The sequence below is a fragment of the Pseudomonas sp. NFACC14 genome (assembly GCF_900106885.1).
Classification (GTDB): domain Bacteria; phylum Pseudomonadota; class Gammaproteobacteria; order Pseudomonadales; family Pseudomonadaceae; genus Aquipseudomonas; species Aquipseudomonas fluorescens_AA.
In genome coordinates, this window is sequence record NZ_FNOA01000001.1 from 79067 (window position 1) to 96439 (window position 17373).

Here is a 17373-nt window from a genome sequence, read left to right on the forward strand (position 1 = left end):
TGGTCAGCCCCCTCTCGTTCCGTTGTACAGCTGTTCCAGCATTTCATTGGAGACTGTCATCACCCTTGAGCTGGCCTGATACCCGCGCTGAATGATCAGAATGTCTCCGAACTCCTGGGCCAGATCGACATTGGACAACTCCAGGTAACCGCCCTGGATACGCCCAAACTGCTTCTCCCCTGCGCGGCCAAACTCTGCCGTCATGGAAGAAGGCGCGTGGTAGAGCGAATTGGCGCCCGCGATCAAGGCACTTTCATCCGCGAAGTCCGCCAGTGCCAGCTGGCTGCCATCCCGTTTCTCGCCATTGGCGTAGGTGAATTTAAGGATGCCCTTCTCATCGAATGCGAAGCTATTCAGGCCGGCGACCGCGCTACCATCGACCACGCGCGCACCCAGTGTATGGCTCGGTCCGCTGGCGACTTGGGAGGCCAAGTTGAAGCTACCCGGTGTTCCGAAATCCAGCACAATGTTCTGGACCTTGCCATTAACCGTCAACGGAACCGACAACGTGTTGAAACCGGTAGCGGGGCTGCCATCGATACCGAAGGCGATGGTGCCGGTCTGCAACTGAACACCGCTCGCGTCGGAAACCGTGACACTCCAGCTATTGGCGGGCGTCGTTTTCGGTTCGAACTTTACGCTCAGGGTATGGCTCGCACCGGTCGAGTCGAACACCTGGATCGCGTTGATCTGATGGGTCGCCTCCGTAGTACCGGTGCGAGCCAAGGCCCCCACCATTTCGACTCGGGTGGTCGCTTGCGGCGGCAAGGTGCGCTGCCCCTGGATATTGATATCGCGCAGATTCCCGGACGAGTCGATACCCGCAATGCGCTGCTGGCTGATGGTATCGACCAGATAGCCGTCCTTATCCACCTCGAATTGTCCGGCGCGGGTGTATGACAGCGCGCCCGGCTCATCGCGAAGAACGAAATAACCGGCGCCATTGATCGCCACGTTGGTGTTATTGCCTGTCTGGCGATTCTCACCCGGCTTGATACGGACTTGGGTACCGGCGATGCCTGAACCAAAACTCTGGCCATCCTGCCCGTTAACGGCACGGTAAAAAGTATCGCTGCCCCTGTAGCCGGGCGTGTTCATGTTCGACACGTTGTTGGAGACGTTATCCAAGCCCTTGGCGAAGGAAAACAGGCCACTCATTCCATTAAAGAAAGCTTGCAGCATCACGCCCCCTGCCTGACCAGTTTGATTTGTGACAGTCGCACGTCAGTGAGGACCGTACCGTCGGTTCGTTTGACGGACAGCACCGGCCCGGTCGATGAAAACGCAATCGCCGTCACTGAGCCAATCGCCGTTCCCCCCGTGGTGATGCTGACTTCAACTTGGCGCCCCAGCAGGCCCAGGGACTGCGAAGTGGCATTCATGGACACCAGGTTGTCGGTGTTTTCGTTGGTGATCCGGGTTTGTTCAAGGTTGGCGAACTGCGCCATCTGCGCCAGGAACTCACGATTGTTGATCGGCTCCAGCGGATCTTGAAATGTCAACTCGGTCAAAAACAACTTGATGAAATCTTCCTGCCCCAGACGGCTCTGGGCCAACTCCGACGTGGTGGAACTCAGCTCATTACCGATCGCTTCAACGGCCATCGTGTTCACCTGTGTAATCGTTCGAAAGAGGCGATGCGCGCCAGACCTGCTGACCGTTGAGCCAGATCTGCTGCGGGCGTTCAGACATCGATGAAGCCCGGCGAGCGAGCTCTTCTATCAGCTCATCGCGTTCTTGCGCGGTGAGCCGGTAGTCACGTACCAACAACTCCAGACCTTTACCTCGAGGCAGGAACTGAAAATGTCGATCCGGCCATTTCCCATTCAAATAGCTCAACAGCGGCTGACCGGTGGAGTCCTCTGTGCCCTGCTGCTCGATGGTAACGGGCTCGATCCGGGGTCTATCGGAGCCTTGTGCCAGGACAGCACCGGGCGTGGAGAAAATCGCCGAGGTCGTCGACAAAGCGCTGGAAGGGGCTGAATAGGCTTGCTCAGTGTCGATTGAAGCAACGCCGTGCACTCCCGGCTCCGCCAGGAATACATCGGGCAGATAAGACAGGTGATGCCCGGCGTGTGCACCCAGCGCATACAGCTCAAGCGCCTCGGCAGTCATGGACGTTGACGCACCGATGGAACGCGATTGCACGACCCGCGCCAGATCCGCCTCGGCAATGGCGGAGTGCGCTAGTCGCTGCTCTGACATCACCTGGGGGTTGCGCTGCTGACCTGTGCTCTCGTTTGAGGCGGGTGATTGATCATGCAGGCCTATTTTTCGCTCGAAGTCCTTGGCCTGTGTGTCGCGAGCGGGAGGACGTTGCTGATCCGCCGCCATGGTCCACAACGATGCCCCTACTTTAACGGCCATGTCCCATCCCCTGAGCTTGCTGTGCATCAAAAATGTCGATGGCTTCGTATTCGCGCGCCGCTTTATCCAGCAGCACCTGCAGCCGATCCTTGGCCTTGTCGATCAGGTCTTCGTTCACTTTGCACTTGAGCAGCTGTGACATGGCCGAATGCGACAGGCTTCGCGCCTCGATGACGGGCTGATGCGCGGCTTCAAGTCGCTGAAAAGCGGCTGTCTGCGCCAATAGGCGTTGTTCGTGCTGGGAGGGATCGAGCGTGGCGCCAATGCATCCCAACGCTTCATGGTTCGCCTGGACGCTGTCGTAGCGTACCTGCTCCGCCCTCAACCGATGCTCGGCTTGGGCCAATTCATGGAGACTGCGGTTGTAGGCGAGCTGCGCCCTTTCCCGCTGCATGGCACGCAAACGAGAGGCCGCATTCAATTGCCGCGACTTGCGCCACTCATCTTGCATCGCTCACCCCCTTGCCAAGCCGTTGGAACAACTGATGAACCGTTTGCCAGGTGCTTGATGCGGAGAAATGTTCTTGCGGGGTTTGCTGCAACAACGCATCGAACTCGGGCTTCAAGTCGATCATGGTGTCCAGCAGCGGCTGTGAGCCCTTTTCATAGGCGCCCAGTTCGATCAGGTCCACGCTGTTCTGATAATTGCCAAGGGCTGAACGCAGGCGCTCGACTTGGGTTTTGCGCTCTGGGGTATGCAGGGCGCCCACCAGTCGACTGATGCTGTGCAACACATCGATGGCCGGCCAATGCCCACGGGCCGCCACACTGCGACTCAAGACAATATGCCCGTCGAGAATGGCACGCATATGGTCAGCCACGGGCTCATTCATATCGTCACCCTCGACCAGAACCGTATAGACCCCCGTAATGGAGCCTTGCCCATACAACGCTCCAGCGCGCTCCATCAGCGGTGGTAACAGGGCAAATACCGAAGGTGTATAGCCTCGGCTGCCCATGGGCTCCCCGGTTGAAAGACCAATTTCACGCTGGGCCAGGGCAAAACGGGTGATCGAGTCCATGATCAGCAGCACATGCTTGCCTTGGGCCCGGAACCATTCGGCGATTGTCGTCGCCGTGTAGGCTGCCTGGCGCCGCAGAACCGCCGGCTGCTCGGCCGCGGCAGCGATCACCACGGCCTTTTTCAAGCCCTCCGGCCCCAGGCTGTCGCGAATGAAATCCCCTACCTCGCGACCACGCTCGCCGATCAAGGCGATCACAATCACATCGGCTTCTGCATATTTGCTCATCATGCCCAGCAAGGTGCTTTTGCCCACGCCACTGCCGGCAAAAATACCCAGCCGCTGGCCGCGCCCAAGCGGTGTGAAGACATCGACGGCTTTCACTCCGGTGAGCAGCGTGGTGTCGATCGGCGAACGGTGCAGAGGATTGATCGGCGCCACGAATCGCGGCATCCGCGTCAGCCCTTCAGGGGCCGGCAAATCATCCAGGGGGTTGCAGGTCGCATCCAGGACACGTCCCAACAGACTGGCCCCCACGGGAACCGTGTAAGGGGTTCCACGGGCATGGACTTCGCTGGCCAGGCATAAACCATCCACCGGGCCATAAGGCATCAACAGGGTAGATTCACTGCGCAAGCCAACCACCTCAGCCGCGATGGCTTCGCCACCGCGAGCCGGGTGGATGTCGACCAACTCACCCAGCCGGACATCCAGGCCGGTGGCGTGCAGCACCATGCCCTGGATCGAACTCAAACGGCCCATCCGCCGACAGAGTCGGGCCTGGGCAAGCTGCGTCAACAGGCGATGCTCAAGCCCCTGCCACACGGCCATCTCCCCCGTTCAACACGGCTGCGACATTGGCCAGTTGCGTTTGCACACCGACATCCAATTGACCGCCGCCGAAGTCGATCAGGCAGCTAGCGGGGGAGGCCTGCGGATCGACCTGGAACGACGCCAATAGCGCGTCATCCGGCGCCAGCCGAAGCAACGTTTCGTAATCCACACGGGCAACACGAATCCGCATTGGGCCGACCAGTTGATGCTCTTCGATGGCCTGTCTCGCCACGTCGGCGATTAACGGACGCGTTTCGGCATGCTGGCCCAGGAAGCGAGTCACCACTGCCAGCGCGAGCCGTCCTACCAAAGGCTCCATGGACGCCATCAGCTGTTTTTGTTGTGCCCCCAAGGCTTCAACCAAACGCGCAAGTTGGAGGCGCTCCGCTTCAAGCGCGGTACGCAAGGACGCTTCTTTCTTCAGCCATTGCTGTTCTTGATGGGCCAGGGCCTCGTTCAGTTGCGTACGAGCCTGCTGGCGACCTTCCAATAGCCCCTTCTCGCGACTCTCCCGTTCAATTTCCGCGAATTCCAGCGCGAAGGTATCGCGCAACGCCTGCTTCACGTCCGGTTGCGGCTCTTCATTGGACGAGGTACTTGTTTGGACCGTGGCGCCAAACGATGGCAGTCGTCGAGTCCCCACGGCCTGGGAAGGTTGGCGCAACACCGTCGACGACAGGGGCGGCTTAGGCAGGCTCATCGCCAGCCTCCTGGACATCCATCCGGGCTTTCAAACTATTCATCAGTGCTGGGGGCAACACCTGCTTGGCAAATTTGCTATCCCAACGACGGATCTCGGCACTGTTGGCCAGGCCACCCAACACTTCACGGCGTGCAGTGGCTGTTTCCAATTGAAGGACCAGCGCGCCCCAAAACGGATGTGTCGCTTTCGAAAGCCGGGCCTTGAGTGGTGCATTGTCGGGCGTCGGGCGGGCTGCCGATGGCGCTACCGCCAGCTCGCTCATCAGCGCTGCGACAACGGAAGGGTCGCTGGACAATCCCAGAAGATTGATCTCCTCCAACAGCACCTCAACCTGGCGACGCTCCTCAGGTTCCAACCGCGCCAGAATCCACTCACGGTCTTCGACATGAGAACAGGCAAGGCGAATAGCCGCTTTACGAAGCGCTGAGAATTCCATGACGTTAACGCCCCTCCAACAGCCAGCGGCGCAAGTCCACCAGCAATTGCTCGCGCTCGACTGATGTCAATCGCGGCTCCGTGGCAGGGACCGAAACAGACTTGCGTCGTCCTTTTACCCAAAGCAGCAACAGAGCGATCGCCAAGGCAGCCATCGAGCCGATACCCAACCAGCGCGTCCATGGCAACGACAGCTCAGCATCGACGGGCGCAGGCAACTGCGCGCTGCTCACCGGCACCGGCTGCACCGAGGGCTCAGCTACCGGCGTTGTTTCTGGCACGGGCATATCGGGGATGTACACCATTACCAAGCGATCGCCCCTCTTGAGATCCAGCCCCAGCGCCGCTTCAAGCAACGCCTGGATATCTTTCATTTGAGCGTCCGACACCGGTGTACTGAGCACCACACCAACGGTAATGCGCTCGATCTTGCCAGCCGCATGCTCGGTTTCAGCACGCGCCTTACCCACTTCGTAATCGATTTCCCGGTTGTTCTGGGAACGCTTGCTCGTGGACTCGCCACTGGAGTTCTCGGTGGACTCCGTGCGTTTTTCACGGCGCATTTTGTTCGTCAGCGGTTGCTCGCTGATAGATTTGACACGGTCAAAGTTCATCAGCACCCGCACAGACACATCGACGCCACGGTGACCGAGCGGACGCGCCAGCAATTCTTCGGCCTTCAACTTGAGTGCCTGCTCGACCTGGGCCGTCAACTGCAGATGCTCCGGTGCCGCCGCTGCGCCATCGGAGGCACTGAGTACCTGGCCGTCTTCGTTGAGCACCGATACGCGCTCAAGGGTCATGCCCTCCACCGCCGACGACACCAGTTGCTGAATACCCCTGACCCGCTGCGGCATCAAGGTTCCCGCGGAGCGCAGACGCACGATCACCGATGCCTTGGGGGGGTCTTCTGCCTGCTGGTAGAGGCTGGTTTTCTTGAACGTCAGATGCACACGGGCATACTCCACTTCGGAGATGCTCATGATCGTGCGCGCCAACTCCCCTTCCATAGCCCGTTGGTAGTTGATTTTCTGGCTGAACTCCGACATCCCGTAGTCGGCCTTGTCGAACAACTCGAACCCCGTACCGCCACGCGTCGGGATACCTGCCTCCGCCAGATACATACGGGCAGAGGCCGCATGATCGGCCAGGACTTCAATCGCACCCTGCTGCGTATTGATCCGATAGGGCACATGACGCTGGCTCAATGTAGCCAGGATCTGAGCCTGGGACGCCTCGTCGGCGTTTTTGTACAACGCCACATATTGCGGCCGGATCACCCACCACGCCGACGCAGCCAGCAAGCCGACAATCAGCAAGACACCGATCAGAAAGATGCGGGTACGACCCGCCAAAAACGAGGACACCGGTTGATTCTCCATGGGTTAGATCTGCAACCGCGTGAGTTCCTGGTAGGCATCTACCAGACGGTTACGCACCTCCACGGCCAACTGCAGCGACAGCTTCGCCTGCTCCATGGCCATGACCAGATCGTGGGGCGCAATGTTGTCGCCCAGCGCATACGCCGACAGCATCTCGCTGGCTTGCCCGGTTTGTGCATTCAGTTGGGTGGCACCCGATTTCAGCAAATCGACAAAGTCGGTGCCCTGAGTCCCCGTCGGCCCGTCCGCCAAGGCAGCGGCCGCTGAAAGATCGGGGGGCAATGCAATAGGCGCAATGGCGGCGGTCATGTCACTTTCCAATTTCAAAGGCTTTGAGCGTCATTTCACGCAAGCTGTTGTAGGAGCGGATATTGGCTTCATAGGCACGGGTAGCTGATACCAAGGTCGCCATCTCCCTGGCGGCTTCGATGTTGGGGTAATGCACCATCCCATTCTGGTCAGCCATGGGATGGCTCGGTTCATGAACCAAGCGGCTGTCGCTACGGGCTTGAGCGTGAACCCGGGGCTGCTGCAACCCCAGTTGGCCGGCAAAGCTGGTCGGCGGCGATACGCTGAGCAACGGTGAGCGTTCGCCCGGCCCTATTGCCACGTTGGCGATCGCCAGGTTGTAGCTGGCGACTTCCGCCCGCGAACGCTCATAAGCCATGCTCCCGCGAACGATCTCGCTGATGTTGTCCAAAGGCATTCTCAGCGACCTCCCCGGACAGCCAACTGCATCAAGGCGAACTGGCGCGATACACCGTCTGCCAAGGCCTGGTAGCGACCGCTCGCGGCGGACATCTGCGCCACTTCGCCGTCCAATGCCAGTGGCGCGCCTGGGGTATAGCTTTGCAGATACGGTGTCAGCTCGCTGTCTTGCAGCGAACGCAGCGCCTGGCCGAACAATTCAGGGTCATTGTGCAAACCGCGCAAGGCGGCCATCGGCTCGTAACCATTGAGGCGCATGGCCTTGCCCCCGGGAACGTTGGCCATGGCGATATTGTGCGCCGCAACCTTCGCCCGCAGTTGCTCCAGGCTCATGGCGAAGCGCACGGTCTCTATTGCAAGGTTCATATCGGTTGACATCAATCTTCCTTATTGAACGATGAGTTCGGCATGCAGAGCGCCCGCCTGTTTGATGGCTTGCAACACGGTGATGACTTCTCGTGTACTCAATCGAACCCGATTGAGGGCTTTCACCAAATCGCCCACCGTCGCGCCCTCGGCCAATTTCACCGGCCCGTGTTCTTCTTCGTTCACCGTCAGCTCGGTGTCAGGCACAACCACGGTACCGACACTCGGCCCGGTGCGGGCGACCCACGAGGGCTGCGACACCTGGAACTTGGTGCTGATCACGACACTCAGCGATCCTTGGGAAATGCTCACCTCGCCCAATCGGACATTGGCGCCCGCGACCACCGTGCCGGTGCGTTCATTAACCACCACCCGGGCGGCATAATCCGGTGCGACTGAAACGTTCTGTACCCGCGAAATCAACCGCGGCACGGTCATGCCGGCTATCACGGGCACTTCCACTTTGGCGGCATGCACGACACGCACACCGGGTATACCCAACTCGCGACTCAAGGCATCGGCGATACGTTGTGCGGTGGTGTAGTCCGGCTCGTTGAGAATCAGCACCAGATTTCTCGATACTTCATCGCTTTCCGAAAAGGCCGAACGCTCGACACTGGCGCCCCGGGGTATACGCCCGACGGTCGGATGGTTCTTCTGCACGGAATTTTCGTTGGCCTCGAAGACGTATCCGCCCACCGACATCGGCCCTTGGGCCAGGGCATAGAGCTTTTCATCCGGACCATACAGGGGGGTCATCAACAAGGTGCCCCCCAGCAGACTGCGTGCATCGCCCAGGGAAGAGACCTCTACGTCCAGCTTGTCGCCGGACTCGCTGAACGAGCGCAGGTTGCCGGTGACCATCACCGCCGCCGTGTTGCGGGTATTGAGGTCTCCATCGGCGACATTCACGTTGAAGTTCTTTAGGGTATTGACCAATGACTGGCGAGTGGCCCGATTACGGTCGGTATCGCCAGTGCCGGCCAGCCCCACCACCAGCCCATAACCGATGATGGAATAGTCCCGCACGCCTTGAATGCGCGTCAGCTCCTTGATCCGGACATCAGCCAGCGTCGGCTGCAGCCAAAGGGCGAGCAGCAGGCCCGAGAGCAGTCGAGCAATCATTTTCATAAGATTCGCAGCCACTTGAGCACCCGGAAAACGATGTTCTGCTTCTGCGCATCGGTCACCACACCGTCACCGACGATGTCGATTTGTGCGTCTGCCAGGCGATAGGAAAGCACCGTGTTGTTGTAGGCAATGTCATCGGGCCGAACGAGACCGGTGATCCGCACCTGTTGTTTTTCATCGTTGACCGTCACCCGTTGCTCGCCGCTGACGCGCAACAAGCCCTCGGGCAGTTGTTCAATGATGCGTACCGAAACGTTGGTACGAATCTGTCCGCTGCGGTTGGTCTGGCCCATGCCGTTGGTATCACCTCTCAAGCCCAGGTTCGCTTGATGCGTATTGCTGTCCAGGCCGGTGCGCGCGGAAATGTCGGTATTGCTCTCGGCCCCGGTGCCGGCCGCACTCTGCGCCGTGGTCGATTCCACCACCAGCACCGTCAGGGTATCGCCCAAATGGTAGCCACGGCGGTCCCCCGTCAGGGAGCGATAGCCATCGGGGTTGATCAGGCTCTGCGCGCAAGCCATACCCGGCAGCAATAGCATCACCAGCCCAGCCTTGCGAACGTTACTGGTCCACATGAACCTCTCCTTTACCGGCAACCACCGCCAACAGGCTCGATTCGGCGCCGTCCAACATCACCGGTACGCGATCTCCCAGTACACCCGGGCGCAGCGCCTTGCCTTCGGTACGCAGCATCAGGCCTGGGCCATAGACCACCACGGTCACCGGAGCATCGCGGTACACCAAGGGCTCGGCCTTGAGATGACGCTTGAGCACCGGCATGCCGGCATTGACCGATTGCGTCAGCCATTGCCCTGCAAGGTCGCTAGGCAAATCGCCGGGCGACAGTTGCGCTGCCGCCAGGTCCACCCGCTCCAGCCGGGGTTGAGCATCGGCCACCACTTGGTCGGCTCGCCCGTTGCGGCCGTAGACCCACGCCTGTTTCCAGGCCTGGACCTTGAACCACACCGTCACCACGCTCGTCCGCTCATGTCCGCACACGGTGCCGCTCAACGCCACGGACACCCGGCTGCGGATGCCCTGGCTCAACAGCCGGATCTGGGGACGCGCCATGGCCGGCAGCTCGCCCATGGGCGTGAGCTGCAGCTCAACCTCAGGCGTGGCCAACTGCGCCTGGATACGTTGGGTGGCCATGCTCAAGGCATGATTTGCCCCCGAATCGCAACCGGCATCGGGCGCCGCCTGGGCATAGCTCGCACTGGCGAGCCACAGCCCGAGTCCGGCCAACCAAGGGATATTCATGAGGTTCAACGGCGCAGGTTGTTGATGGTTTCCAGGATCTGATCGCTGGCTTGCAGCAATCGCGCATTCATCTGGTAGGCGCGCTGGGCCAGCACCAGCCCGCTCATCTCGTCGATCAGGTTGACGTTGGACATCTCGACGTAGCCTTGCAACAACACACCCTGACCGTCTCGACCCGGCTCGGCATAAATGGCTTCGCCACTGGCCTGCGTCGGTCGATAGAGGCCGTCGCTGAGCTTCGTCAACGCGTCGGCGCTGGCGAACTTGGCCAGTTGCACCTGACCAACGCTGATGATCTCGCCTGTCTCGGTGATGGTCGCCTGGACTTCCCCGTTTTGCTTGATCACCAGGTTGCGTGCATCCGGCGGTACGCGCAGATCAGCCGTCAGCGTCTGTCCGTCCGGCATTGCCAGTTGCCCTTCGCTGTCGAGATGGAAACGCCCCGCGCGGGTGTAGGCCAGCTCGCCTGTCGGCAATGCGACTTCAAAGAACCCATCGCCCTGGATGGCCAAGTCCAGCGCGTTGCCACTTTCGCGGACGGTGCCTGGGCTGAAGACCTGACTCGGTTGCGAAGCCTGGATACCTGCGCCAGTCAGCAAGCTCTCGGTCATGCCACCGCCATCGTCGCGTGTCCCGACCTCGCGAACCATGTCGTGAAAGTCCACCTGGCTGCGCTTGTAGCCAATGGTCTGCATGTTCGCCACGTTGTTCGAAATACTGTCGATCCATGCCTGGTTCGCGGTCAGCCCGGAGCTGGCAATACTTAATGAGTCAATCACAAGCACATCCCTTGATCAGTTCTTGCCAATTTGGTTGATACCGCTGTTAAGCATGCCGTCGTAGGCCGACAGCGCTCGCTGCATGGTTTCGACATGCCGCGACACTTCCATCATCTTCACCATGTCGGCGCCCATGGCGGCATTCGAGCGCTCCAATAACCCCTGATGCACCACGAAGCTCTTGGCGGGTGTGATCCCGGTACTGGCCGCGTACACCCCATCCCCAACGGCCAATAGCTGCTGTGGATTGTCGACACGCACGATACTCAGGCGCCCTACCGGTCGATCAGCGACACTGACTTCCCCGCTCGCGTCGATCTTGAGCACCCCATCCGCCACCTGCAGCGGACCGTCATCGGCCAATACCGGATAACCCGCCTTGCTGACCAGATAACCGGCCTTGTCGACCTGGAAACGCCCGTCGCGACTCAACAACACACCGCCCGGCGTCTTTATCGCAAACCAGGCGTCCCCTGACAGCGCCAGGTCCGTGGCCCGCCCGGTGTGTTGCAACGCACCGCCATCGGTACTGATCCAGGTCTGCGCCTGAATGTCGTCTAGCCCACCTGCAACGCCCGGCCCGGCCACGTTCGACGCCATGACGTTGAAGGTGCGCTCGGCCTTGTAGCCAACGGTATTGGCATTGGCGACGTTCTGAGACACGGCTTTCAAGTGATCGATATCGCGCTGGATGACCCCAGCCAGTTGCATGATCAAGTCGCTCATGGGGACTCCAGGCTGGGGAAACCGGGCAGGTCAATCATGCCGGCCGAGGTCACGCGGGCGTGTTGCCCCACTTCATTGACCGACAGCACCGCCATGTGCGGCACCGCTCGCGCCATGAAGGCCCGCAAGACCCGTCGCAATGGCGCCGCACACAGCAGCACCGGTTGCTTGTTGCCACTGAGCTGGCGTTCGGCTTCCCGGGCGACGGTGGTGACAAATCGCTCCAGCTCCTGGGCCGGCAACAACGCCGATTGCAAGCCTTCGCGAGGACGCGAGGCCGCCAGCATGTAGCCTTCCAATTGAGGTGCGATCGTCAACACGTTGAGCTCGCCGTTCTTGTCGACCAACCGCTCATACAATGCCGCGCCCAGGCGCTCGCGCACCCGTTCCACGAGGTCTTCGGCGCTCTTGTTGCTACGCCCCGCATCCACCAGCACTTCGAGAATGGTCTCAAGGTTGCGGATAGACACCTGCTCGCGCAGCAACAGTTGCAGCACCCGCTGGATATCCGAGTAGCTGAGGACTTGGGGCACCAGTTCATCCACCAGGCTGCCCAAGCCGACACGCTTCTTCTCGATCAGCCGCTCGGTCTCGGCACGGGTCAGAAACTCCGGCGCATAGCGGCGGGCCAGCTCGGACAAATGGGTCAACAGCACGGTGTCGGGCTCGACCAGGGTGTACCCCGCCGTGCGCGCCTGGGCCCGTTGCGCCACCTCGATCCAGAGCGCCTTGAGCCCGTAGGTAGGCTCCTTGGTGGCACGCCCTTCGAGAGCCAGCGTCGCGCCACCTGGGTTGATCGCCAGTAACTTATCGAACTCCAACTCACCTGCGGCAATCACTGAGCCCTGCACACAGACCTGGTAGGTACCGTTGGCCAACTTCTTGTCGGCGTGCACGTTGAGCGCTGGCAAGGCAAAGCCATAGTCCTTGGCGAACTGCTTGCGCAGGTTTTCGATACGCAGGCTCAAGGTACTGGTGGCTGCCAGGACGTGAGTCGCGAGGTCAGCGCTCAACCGCAGTTCAAACGCATCGGTGTTCATCAATGCGTAGACATCCTCGGATTCGCTGTCTTGCCCTGTCAGCACGTCCTTCTGGGAGTCCTCGCCAACGCTGGCCTTGTCCCGCAACTTGCGGTAGGAAAACCACGCCGCCGCGGCAAACGCGCAAAACAGCATCATCAGTGGAATCAAGGGCAATCCTGGCATCATCGCCAGGAACAGCGTGACCAGCGCCACCACCACCAGGGTCTTGGGATAAGCCGAGACCTGTCGCCCCAATTCAGGGCCCAGGCGCGCGTCCGTCGCGGCGCGGGTGATGATGATGCCCGCCGCCACGGCAATAATCAGTGAGGGAATCTGCGTCACAATGCCGTCGCCCACCGTCAGCAACGTGTAGTGATGCAGCGCATCGCCCCAGCTCTGGCCCTTTTGCAGAATGCCGACCGAGAGGCCACCGATGATGTTGATCGCAATGATCACAATGCCGGCAATCGCGTCGCCCTTGACGAACTTGGACGCGCCGTCCATGGCCCCGTAGAAGTTCGACTCACGCTCCAACTGGCTGCGTCGGCGCTTGGCTTCTTCCTGGTCGATGATGCCCATGTTCAGGTCCGCGTCGATGCTCATCTGCTTACCCGGCAACGAGTCCAGGGTAAAACGAGCGGCGACCTCGGCCACGCGTTGGGCGCCGCTGGTGACGACCACGTATTGCACCACCACCAAGATCAGGAAGATCACGAAACCAATGACATAATTGCCGCCCACCACGTGGGTGCCCACGGCCGCGATGACCAGCCCCGCATCACCATCGGTGAGGATCAGCCGCGTCGCGGAGATGTTCAGGGCCAAGCGAAACAACGTGGTCATCAGCAACAGCGACGGAAAGGTCGAAAAGCTCAACGGCTTATCAATGTCGAAGGTCACCAGCAACACCATCAACGCAACGGCAAAGTTGGTCAGCAGCAGCAAGTCCAACAGCCACGTAGGGATCGGCGTGAACAACACCAGCAAAATGCCGATAACCGCCACAGCCAGCAGCAGATCACTGCCCTCGGAAAGCAGGCGTGACAAGAGTGGCTTCATGGCGAAAGCACCTTATTGCCTGGCAGTGCGATGACCCAGCGGTAGATGCGGGCCACGTCGGCCTGGGTCGAATCCGGAATCGCCGAATCGACCCGTGCCAGGGCATGCAGCGCCCGCGCCAAGGGCGGACGACGCAAAATCGGTACCTGGTGTTTCCTGGCAACATGGCAGATACGTCGGGCATGCAGGCCGCGTCCCATGGCGAGCACCTTGGGCGCGAGCATGCTGGACGGTCGGTATTGCAAAGCCACCGCGTAATGAGTCGGGTTGGTAATGATGACGTCGGCATCCTTGACCTGCCCCAGCGCAGCGGCCTTCTTCAACAGCGCCTGCTGGATACCTTTGCGCTTGGCACGTACTTCAGGGTCACCTTCGCGGCGGCGATGTTCGTCCTTCGTTTCCCGGCGACTCATACGCATCTGCCGCCCGAACTCACGCCGCGAATACCAGATATCAAACAGCGCCGCGGCCGCCATCACCGCCAATACCGTGAACCCCAATTGCATCAGCAATTGCTTGCCGGCCTGGGGCAACTCCAGGGGCGATATCGTCGCCATGCCCAACAATTGCGAGAGCACGCTTTGGAACAGGTAATACAAGACCAACGAAAACAACGCACCCTTGACCAGTACCTTGATCAGTTCGACGAACATGCGTCGCGAAAAGAGTTTCTTGAGGCCCTGGATCGGATGAAGTCGTTTGAAATCGGGCTTCAAGGCCGTCATTGAAAACACCGGGCCACTGAACAGCAGATTCGTCAGGATCGCCATCAGCACCAGTGCACCAATCAACGGCAATAACCCGTACACCACCTGCCGCAAGCTGTAGCCACCCTGCTCGCCCAGATAACCAAAGCCCTGCCCCAGTTGCCCGGCGTTGCCCAGCCACCAATGGGTGTGAGCAGCAATGACACTTGCTAACGGGTAGGCGATGGCCGAAAAAACCATCAGGAAGGTCAACAACATGATGAAGGACAACAGATCGGAGCTGCGCGGCACCTGCCCTTTCTTGCGCGCCTCTTCGAGCTTGTAGGGCGTGGCCTCTTCGCTCTTGTCCTGCTGATCGCTCATTGCACACCTGCCGGTGACAGGGCAAACCGCAAGGCGTTTTCAATCAGTAGCGGCAGACGCTGAACGATCATCGGCAAGGTCAGGATAAAAATGAACATGCCCACGCCCAACTTGAGGGGCAAGGACAGGAAATAGACATTGGCCTGGGGCATGGAACGGGACAAAAACGCAAACGCCACATCGATCAGCCACAGCCCGAGAATCACCGGCACGACAATCATGAACGCCAGCAAAAACTGTTGCGTCATGACCGTCACCAAAGACACGGACAGCGTGGTCAGCGACACACTGCCAGGCGGAACGGCCACCAGCAACTGAGCGAACACCCGGAGCAAATCGTGATGCAAGTTGAGCACGACAAACAGCGCAGCCAATGACCAGACCAACAGCTCGGCCATCAGACCGGTCATGTTAGAAGTGCCCGGATCAAACACCCCGGCCGCATTCAAACCGATTTGAGTGTCGATCAACTTACCCGCCATATCGACACCGGCATGAGCGGCATGAAAACCGAAGGCCATCAACACACCCAGCAGCAACTCGCCCAACACCACGGGCAGCGTGAAAACAGGGGCCTGGGTGAGCGTCATGCTGCCCACCAACACGGCGGACAGCGCCAGCGCCAGGATCAACCGGACAGTCAATGGAATGCGCGAAAAAAACAGGATCGGCGAAACCACCACGAGCGGAATCAACCTGACCGACACGAGAAGCGCATTGAGGAAGAAGGATGTCAGCACAAACTCACACCAAAAACGCTGCTAGAAGCTAGCGGCCTGAGTTAATGCACTGAGTGCGAATTGTTTGAGGACCGTCAGCATCCAGCCACCAAAGACCAGTAACATGACAACTGTCACGATCAGTTTGGGGATGAAGGTCAGGGTCATTTCCTGGATCTGGGTCGCGACTTGCAGGATGCTGACCAGAAGGCCGACGATCAGAATGGCCAGGAGTAGCGGAGCAGCCACCATCGCGGAGGTCAGAAGCGCTTCTTTGAGCGCATAGAGCATGAAGTCCTGCGTCATCCATAACCTCAACTGAACTTGATCCAAGGTGCATTCTGGGCGCGCCATAGCCTGAATGGCATAGAGCCATTATTTTGCCATGGTAGCTATATAGTGTCAGGGGATGCAACAGGATGTTACGTGGTGGGGACGAATGGTGGTGGGAGCGGGTTTGGATATCGAGGCAAACCCGGGAAGGGAACCGGGGACAGACCACGCTTTGAGCTTCTGTAATCGGTCCGCCCCATAATCGTGGTCTACCCCGTTTTTCCCCGTTCCGGCGAATCTAATGCTTGCTGTCTCGATGTGTCCGTTAGCTATTGGAGTGTTTTGATCCCTCAGGCCTAACCGTCATGACTTTCACTACATCATCAATCACTGCTTTGCTCATCTCCATTAGATAATGAGCGGCCCAGGCATGGCGGTCCGTTTTCCTTTCGAAAGTGGCGTCCTCTGCAAGGCGGTAGGCGAGATGCAAAAGATCTGACGCTTGTTGCAACGCTTCATTTAACGGGACACCGCCGTTAACGCGGAACAGCGGACGGTCGGAGCAATAATGAAATGGGGTGTAGCCGATAGTTTTTGCTTCTGCCTGTTCGATCATTTGCTATCTCCACTGACTGAGATGCAGCGGGACCGCGATACAGAGCTACAGAGCAGAAGAGGCCGCTTTCTTGATCTATCGATATGCATTGTTCAACTCCCTTGATTGGAAGAGCTGCCGCATCCGTTACCAAGCGAATGGGTGGCAGCTGTGCGCAGGTTGGTAAACCGGGGAATCAAGGAAACCGGCACGTCAGAAGACGTCCCACGCACAGCTGCCATAAAACAAAATCGCAGGCCTGAAAGCCTGCAATCCTGTCCGTGCACTGTTACGCCTTATTCCACCGGGTTACCAAGCCCGGTCGCTGACAGTGCAGCGACATCCAGAGCGTAACGCGACAGAAAACCTCCGGCGAGAGGCTTAGGGCCAGAATAGCGCTTTTGGTGAGATTTTCAGAAGTTTCCTACGTGAGGCCCCAATGCTCGCAGTCCATCACGGACAGACACGTTTTGGCGGACGCGGCTCAAATTCTCGAAGCACCTTTGAGAGGCTTGAGCACGCGTTGCGAGCAGAGGCACATCAAGAGGCACAGGCATTGGAGTAGATTTGTGGGGATCCCTCAGGGTTTGTCCCCCGTTATCCTGATACGTCCGACTGGCAAAACCTATCGGTCACCGCAGTGTCGATGACGATCTCGAAATGATCTTTGTCATGCTTGACTACCGGTGAAACTGAGCTGATTAGCTTGAGCTCAACGAGTTTCCCACATATCTTGATCTTTTGACGATTGAATGACTTTAGCTTATCTTCATCACTGCGATTTTCGACATACGAGCTGAAAATTTCTCGCTCACTTCCTCCACCCTGAACCACGTTTGGACAAGACGCAGCTTCGAAGTCTTCACAGTAAGCTATTGGCACGGCAAGTTTATTTACAATGCGCAACTCATATAAAAAAACTTGCTCTTCCAAGTTGTGCGCCAGAAAACAGCCAGACAACACCAGCGGCAAACCCAATACT

General features: G+C 59.3%; 22 protein-coding genes. All 22 read right to left on the reverse strand.

Going from position 1 to position 17373, the window contains the following annotated elements:
* Positions 1 to 3 precede the first annotated feature (3 nt).
* Positions 4 to 1182 carry a flagellar basal-body rod protein FlgF gene (gene flgF, locus BLU85_RS00380; RefSeq protein ID WP_092204301.1) on the reverse strand — a complete coding sequence of 393 codons (1179 nt, stop codon included), beginning with the start codon at positions 1180 to 1182 and terminating at the stop codon, positions 4 to 6.
* Positions 1182 to 1604, reverse strand: coding sequence for a flagellar hook assembly protein FlgD (locus tag BLU85_RS00385; protein WP_013693099.1), 423 nt, complete (start codon positions 1602 to 1604; stop codon positions 1182 to 1184). Before BLU85_RS00385 ends, flgF begins: the two co-directional genes overlap by 1 nt.
* Complete coding sequence (locus BLU85_RS00390) at positions 1594 to 2367, reverse strand: hypothetical protein (protein WP_256572886.1); 774 nt, start codon at positions 2365 to 2367, stop codon at positions 1594 to 1596. Before BLU85_RS00390 ends, BLU85_RS00385 begins: the two co-directional genes overlap by 11 nt.
* Positions 2357 to 2818, reverse strand: a complete 462-nt coding sequence (locus BLU85_RS00395; RefSeq protein WP_092204300.1) for a hypothetical protein — start codon at positions 2816 to 2818, stop codon at positions 2357 to 2359. Before BLU85_RS00395 ends, BLU85_RS00390 begins: the two co-directional genes overlap by 11 nt.
* The gene (locus tag BLU85_RS00400) at positions 2808 to 4160 is read right to left on the reverse strand and encodes a FliI/YscN family ATPase (protein ID WP_092204299.1); all 1353 of its coding nucleotides are present in this window, start codon (positions 4158 to 4160) and stop codon (positions 2808 to 2810) included. Before BLU85_RS00400 ends, BLU85_RS00395 begins: the two co-directional genes overlap by 11 nt.
* On the reverse strand, positions 4138 to 4863 hold the full coding sequence (locus BLU85_RS00405) for a FliH/SctL family protein (protein ID WP_092204298.1): 726 nt from the start codon (positions 4861 to 4863) through the stop codon (positions 4138 to 4140). Before BLU85_RS00405 ends, BLU85_RS00400 begins: the two co-directional genes overlap by 23 nt.
* Complete coding sequence (locus tag BLU85_RS00410) at positions 4850 to 5302, reverse strand: hypothetical protein (protein ID WP_092204297.1); 453 nt, start codon at positions 5300 to 5302, stop codon at positions 4850 to 4852. The genes BLU85_RS00405 and BLU85_RS00410 overlap by 14 nt, the downstream gene beginning before the upstream one ends.
* Before the next feature lie 4 nt (positions 5303 to 5306).
* On the reverse strand, positions 5307 to 6668 hold the full coding sequence (gene fliF, locus BLU85_RS00415; protein ID WP_256572885.1) for a flagellar basal-body MS-ring/collar protein FliF: 1362 nt from the start codon (positions 6666 to 6668) through the stop codon (positions 5307 to 5309).
* An 18-nt stretch (positions 6669 to 6686) separates the two neighbouring features.
* Positions 6687 to 6992 (reverse strand): flagellar hook-basal body complex protein FliE, encoded by a 306-nt coding sequence (fliE, locus tag BLU85_RS00420; protein WP_092204295.1) that lies wholly within the window; start codon positions 6990 to 6992, stop codon positions 6687 to 6689.
* Position 6993: 1 nt separating this feature from the next.
* Entirely contained in the window at positions 6994 to 7389 is a 396-nt protein-coding gene (locus tag BLU85_RS00425) for a flagellar basal body rod protein FlgC (protein WP_013693091.1), read from the reverse strand.
* Between the two features lie 2 nt (positions 7390 to 7391).
* On the reverse strand, positions 7392 to 7769 hold the full coding sequence (locus BLU85_RS00430; RefSeq protein WP_092204294.1) for a flagellar biosynthesis protein FlgB: 378 nt from the start codon (positions 7767 to 7769) through the stop codon (positions 7392 to 7394).
* 9 nt (positions 7770 to 7778) lie between these two features.
* Positions 7779 to 8888 carry a flagellar basal body P-ring protein FlgI gene (locus BLU85_RS00435; RefSeq protein ID WP_092204293.1) on the reverse strand — a complete coding sequence of 370 codons (1110 nt, stop codon included), beginning with the start codon at positions 8886 to 8888 and terminating at the stop codon, positions 7779 to 7781.
* Entirely contained in the window at positions 8885 to 9463 is a 579-nt protein-coding gene (locus BLU85_RS00440; RefSeq protein ID WP_092204292.1) for a flagellar basal body L-ring protein FlgH, read from the reverse strand. Before BLU85_RS00440 ends, BLU85_RS00435 begins: the two co-directional genes overlap by 4 nt.
* Positions 9450 to 10148, reverse strand: a complete 699-nt coding sequence (gene flgA, locus BLU85_RS00445; RefSeq protein WP_092204291.1) for a flagellar basal body P-ring formation chaperone FlgA — start codon at positions 10146 to 10148, stop codon at positions 9450 to 9452. Before flgA ends, BLU85_RS00440 begins: the two co-directional genes overlap by 14 nt.
* 5 nt (positions 10149 to 10153) lie before the next feature.
* Positions 10154 to 10927: a flagellar hook-basal body protein gene (locus tag BLU85_RS00450; RefSeq protein ID WP_092204290.1), complete on the reverse strand. Its 774-nt coding sequence runs from the start codon at positions 10925 to 10927 to the stop codon at positions 10154 to 10156.
* 15 nt (positions 10928 to 10942) lie between these two features.
* A complete protein-coding gene (locus BLU85_RS00455; protein ID WP_092204289.1) occupies positions 10943 to 11653 on the reverse strand; it encodes a flagellar hook-basal body protein in 711 nt (236 codons plus the stop codon).
* Positions 11650 to 13734, reverse strand: a complete 2085-nt coding sequence (locus tag BLU85_RS00460) for a flagellar biosynthesis protein FlhA (RefSeq protein WP_092204288.1) — start codon at positions 13732 to 13734, stop codon at positions 11650 to 11652. The genes BLU85_RS00455 and BLU85_RS00460 overlap by 4 nt, the downstream gene beginning before the upstream one ends.
* Positions 13731 to 14804, reverse strand: a complete 1074-nt coding sequence (locus BLU85_RS00465; RefSeq protein ID WP_092204287.1) for an EscU/YscU/HrcU family type III secretion system export apparatus switch protein — start codon at positions 14802 to 14804, stop codon at positions 13731 to 13733. The genes BLU85_RS00460 and BLU85_RS00465 overlap by 4 nt, the downstream gene beginning before the upstream one ends.
* A complete protein-coding gene (locus tag BLU85_RS00470; RefSeq protein ID WP_092204286.1) occupies positions 14801 to 15544 on the reverse strand; it encodes a flagellar biosynthetic protein FliR in 744 nt (247 codons plus the stop codon). The genes BLU85_RS00465 and BLU85_RS00470 overlap by 4 nt, the downstream gene beginning before the upstream one ends.
* 21 nt (positions 15545 to 15565) lie before the next feature.
* On the reverse strand, positions 15566 to 15829 hold the full coding sequence (locus BLU85_RS00475; RefSeq protein ID WP_013693081.1) for a flagellar biosynthetic protein FliQ: 264 nt from the start codon (positions 15827 to 15829) through the stop codon (positions 15566 to 15568).
* Between the two features lie 292 nt (positions 15830 to 16121).
* Positions 16122 to 16412 (reverse strand): DUF3077 domain-containing protein, encoded by a 291-nt coding sequence (locus tag BLU85_RS00480; protein ID WP_092204285.1) that lies wholly within the window; start codon positions 16410 to 16412, stop codon positions 16122 to 16124.
* Between the two features lie 576 nt (positions 16413 to 16988).
* Positions 16989 to 17363 (reverse strand): hypothetical protein, encoded by a 375-nt coding sequence (locus BLU85_RS00485; RefSeq protein ID WP_092204284.1) that lies wholly within the window; start codon positions 17361 to 17363, stop codon positions 16989 to 16991.
* Between the last annotated feature and the right edge of the window lie 10 nt (positions 17364 to 17373).

Coding starts and splice junctions, on each gene's coding strand:
- BLU85_RS00460 (WP_092204288.1), bottom strand. CDS start 13,734: ATGAAGCCACTCTTGTCACGCCTGCTTTCCGAGGGCAGTGATCTGCTG.
- BLU85_RS00425 (WP_013693091.1), bottom strand. CDS start 7,389: ATGCCTTTGGACAACATCAGCGAGATCGTTCGCGGGAGCATGGCTTAT.
- BLU85_RS00410 (WP_092204297.1), bottom strand. CDS start 5,302: ATGGAATTCTCAGCGCTTCGTAAAGCGGCTATTCGCCTTGCCTGTTCT.
- BLU85_RS00385 (WP_013693099.1), bottom strand. CDS start 1,604: ATGGCCGTTGAAGCGATCGGTAATGAGCTGAGTTCCACCACGTCGGAG.
- BLU85_RS00390 (WP_256572886.1), bottom strand. CDS start 2,367: ATGGCCGTTAAAGTAGGGGCATCGTTGTGGACCATGGCGGCGGATCAG.
- BLU85_RS00430 (WP_092204294.1), bottom strand. CDS start 7,769: ATGTCAACCGATATGAACCTTGCAATAGAGACCGTGCGCTTCGCCATG.
- fliE (WP_092204295.1), bottom strand. CDS start 6,992: ATGACCGCCGCCATTGCGCCTATTGCATTGCCCCCCGATCTTTCAGCG.
- flgA (WP_092204291.1), bottom strand. CDS start 10,148: ATGAATATCCCTTGGTTGGCCGGACTCGGGCTGTGGCTCGCCAGTGCG.
- BLU85_RS00440 (WP_092204292.1), bottom strand. CDS start 9,463: ATGTGGACCAGTAACGTTCGCAAGGCTGGGCTGGTGATGCTATTGCTG.
- BLU85_RS00395 (WP_092204300.1), bottom strand. CDS start 2,818: ATGCAAGATGAGTGGCGCAAGTCGCGGCAATTGAATGCGGCCTCTCGT.
- BLU85_RS00400 (WP_092204299.1), bottom strand. CDS start 4,160: ATGGCCGTGTGGCAGGGGCTTGAGCATCGCCTGTTGACGCAGCTTGCC.
- BLU85_RS00480 (WP_092204285.1), bottom strand. CDS start 16,412: ATGATCGAACAGGCAGAAGCAAAAACTATCGGCTACACCCCATTTCAT.
- BLU85_RS00435 (WP_092204293.1), bottom strand. CDS start 8,888: ATGAAAATGATTGCTCGACTGCTCTCGGGCCTGCTGCTCGCCCTTTGG.
- BLU85_RS00455 (WP_092204289.1), bottom strand. CDS start 11,653: ATGAGCGACTTGATCATGCAACTGGCTGGGGTCATCCAGCGCGATATC.
- BLU85_RS00475 (WP_013693081.1), bottom strand. CDS start 15,829: ATGACGCAGGACTTCATGCTCTATGCGCTCAAAGAAGCGCTTCTGACC.
- BLU85_RS00405 (WP_092204298.1), bottom strand. CDS start 4,863: ATGAGCCTGCCTAAGCCGCCCCTGTCGTCGACGGTGTTGCGCCAACCT.
- flgF (WP_092204301.1), bottom strand. CDS start 1,182: ATGCTGCAAGCTTTCTTTAATGGAATGAGTGGCCTGTTTTCCTTCGCC.
- BLU85_RS00465 (WP_092204287.1), bottom strand. CDS start 14,804: ATGAGCGATCAGCAGGACAAGAGCGAAGAGGCCACGCCCTACAAGCTC.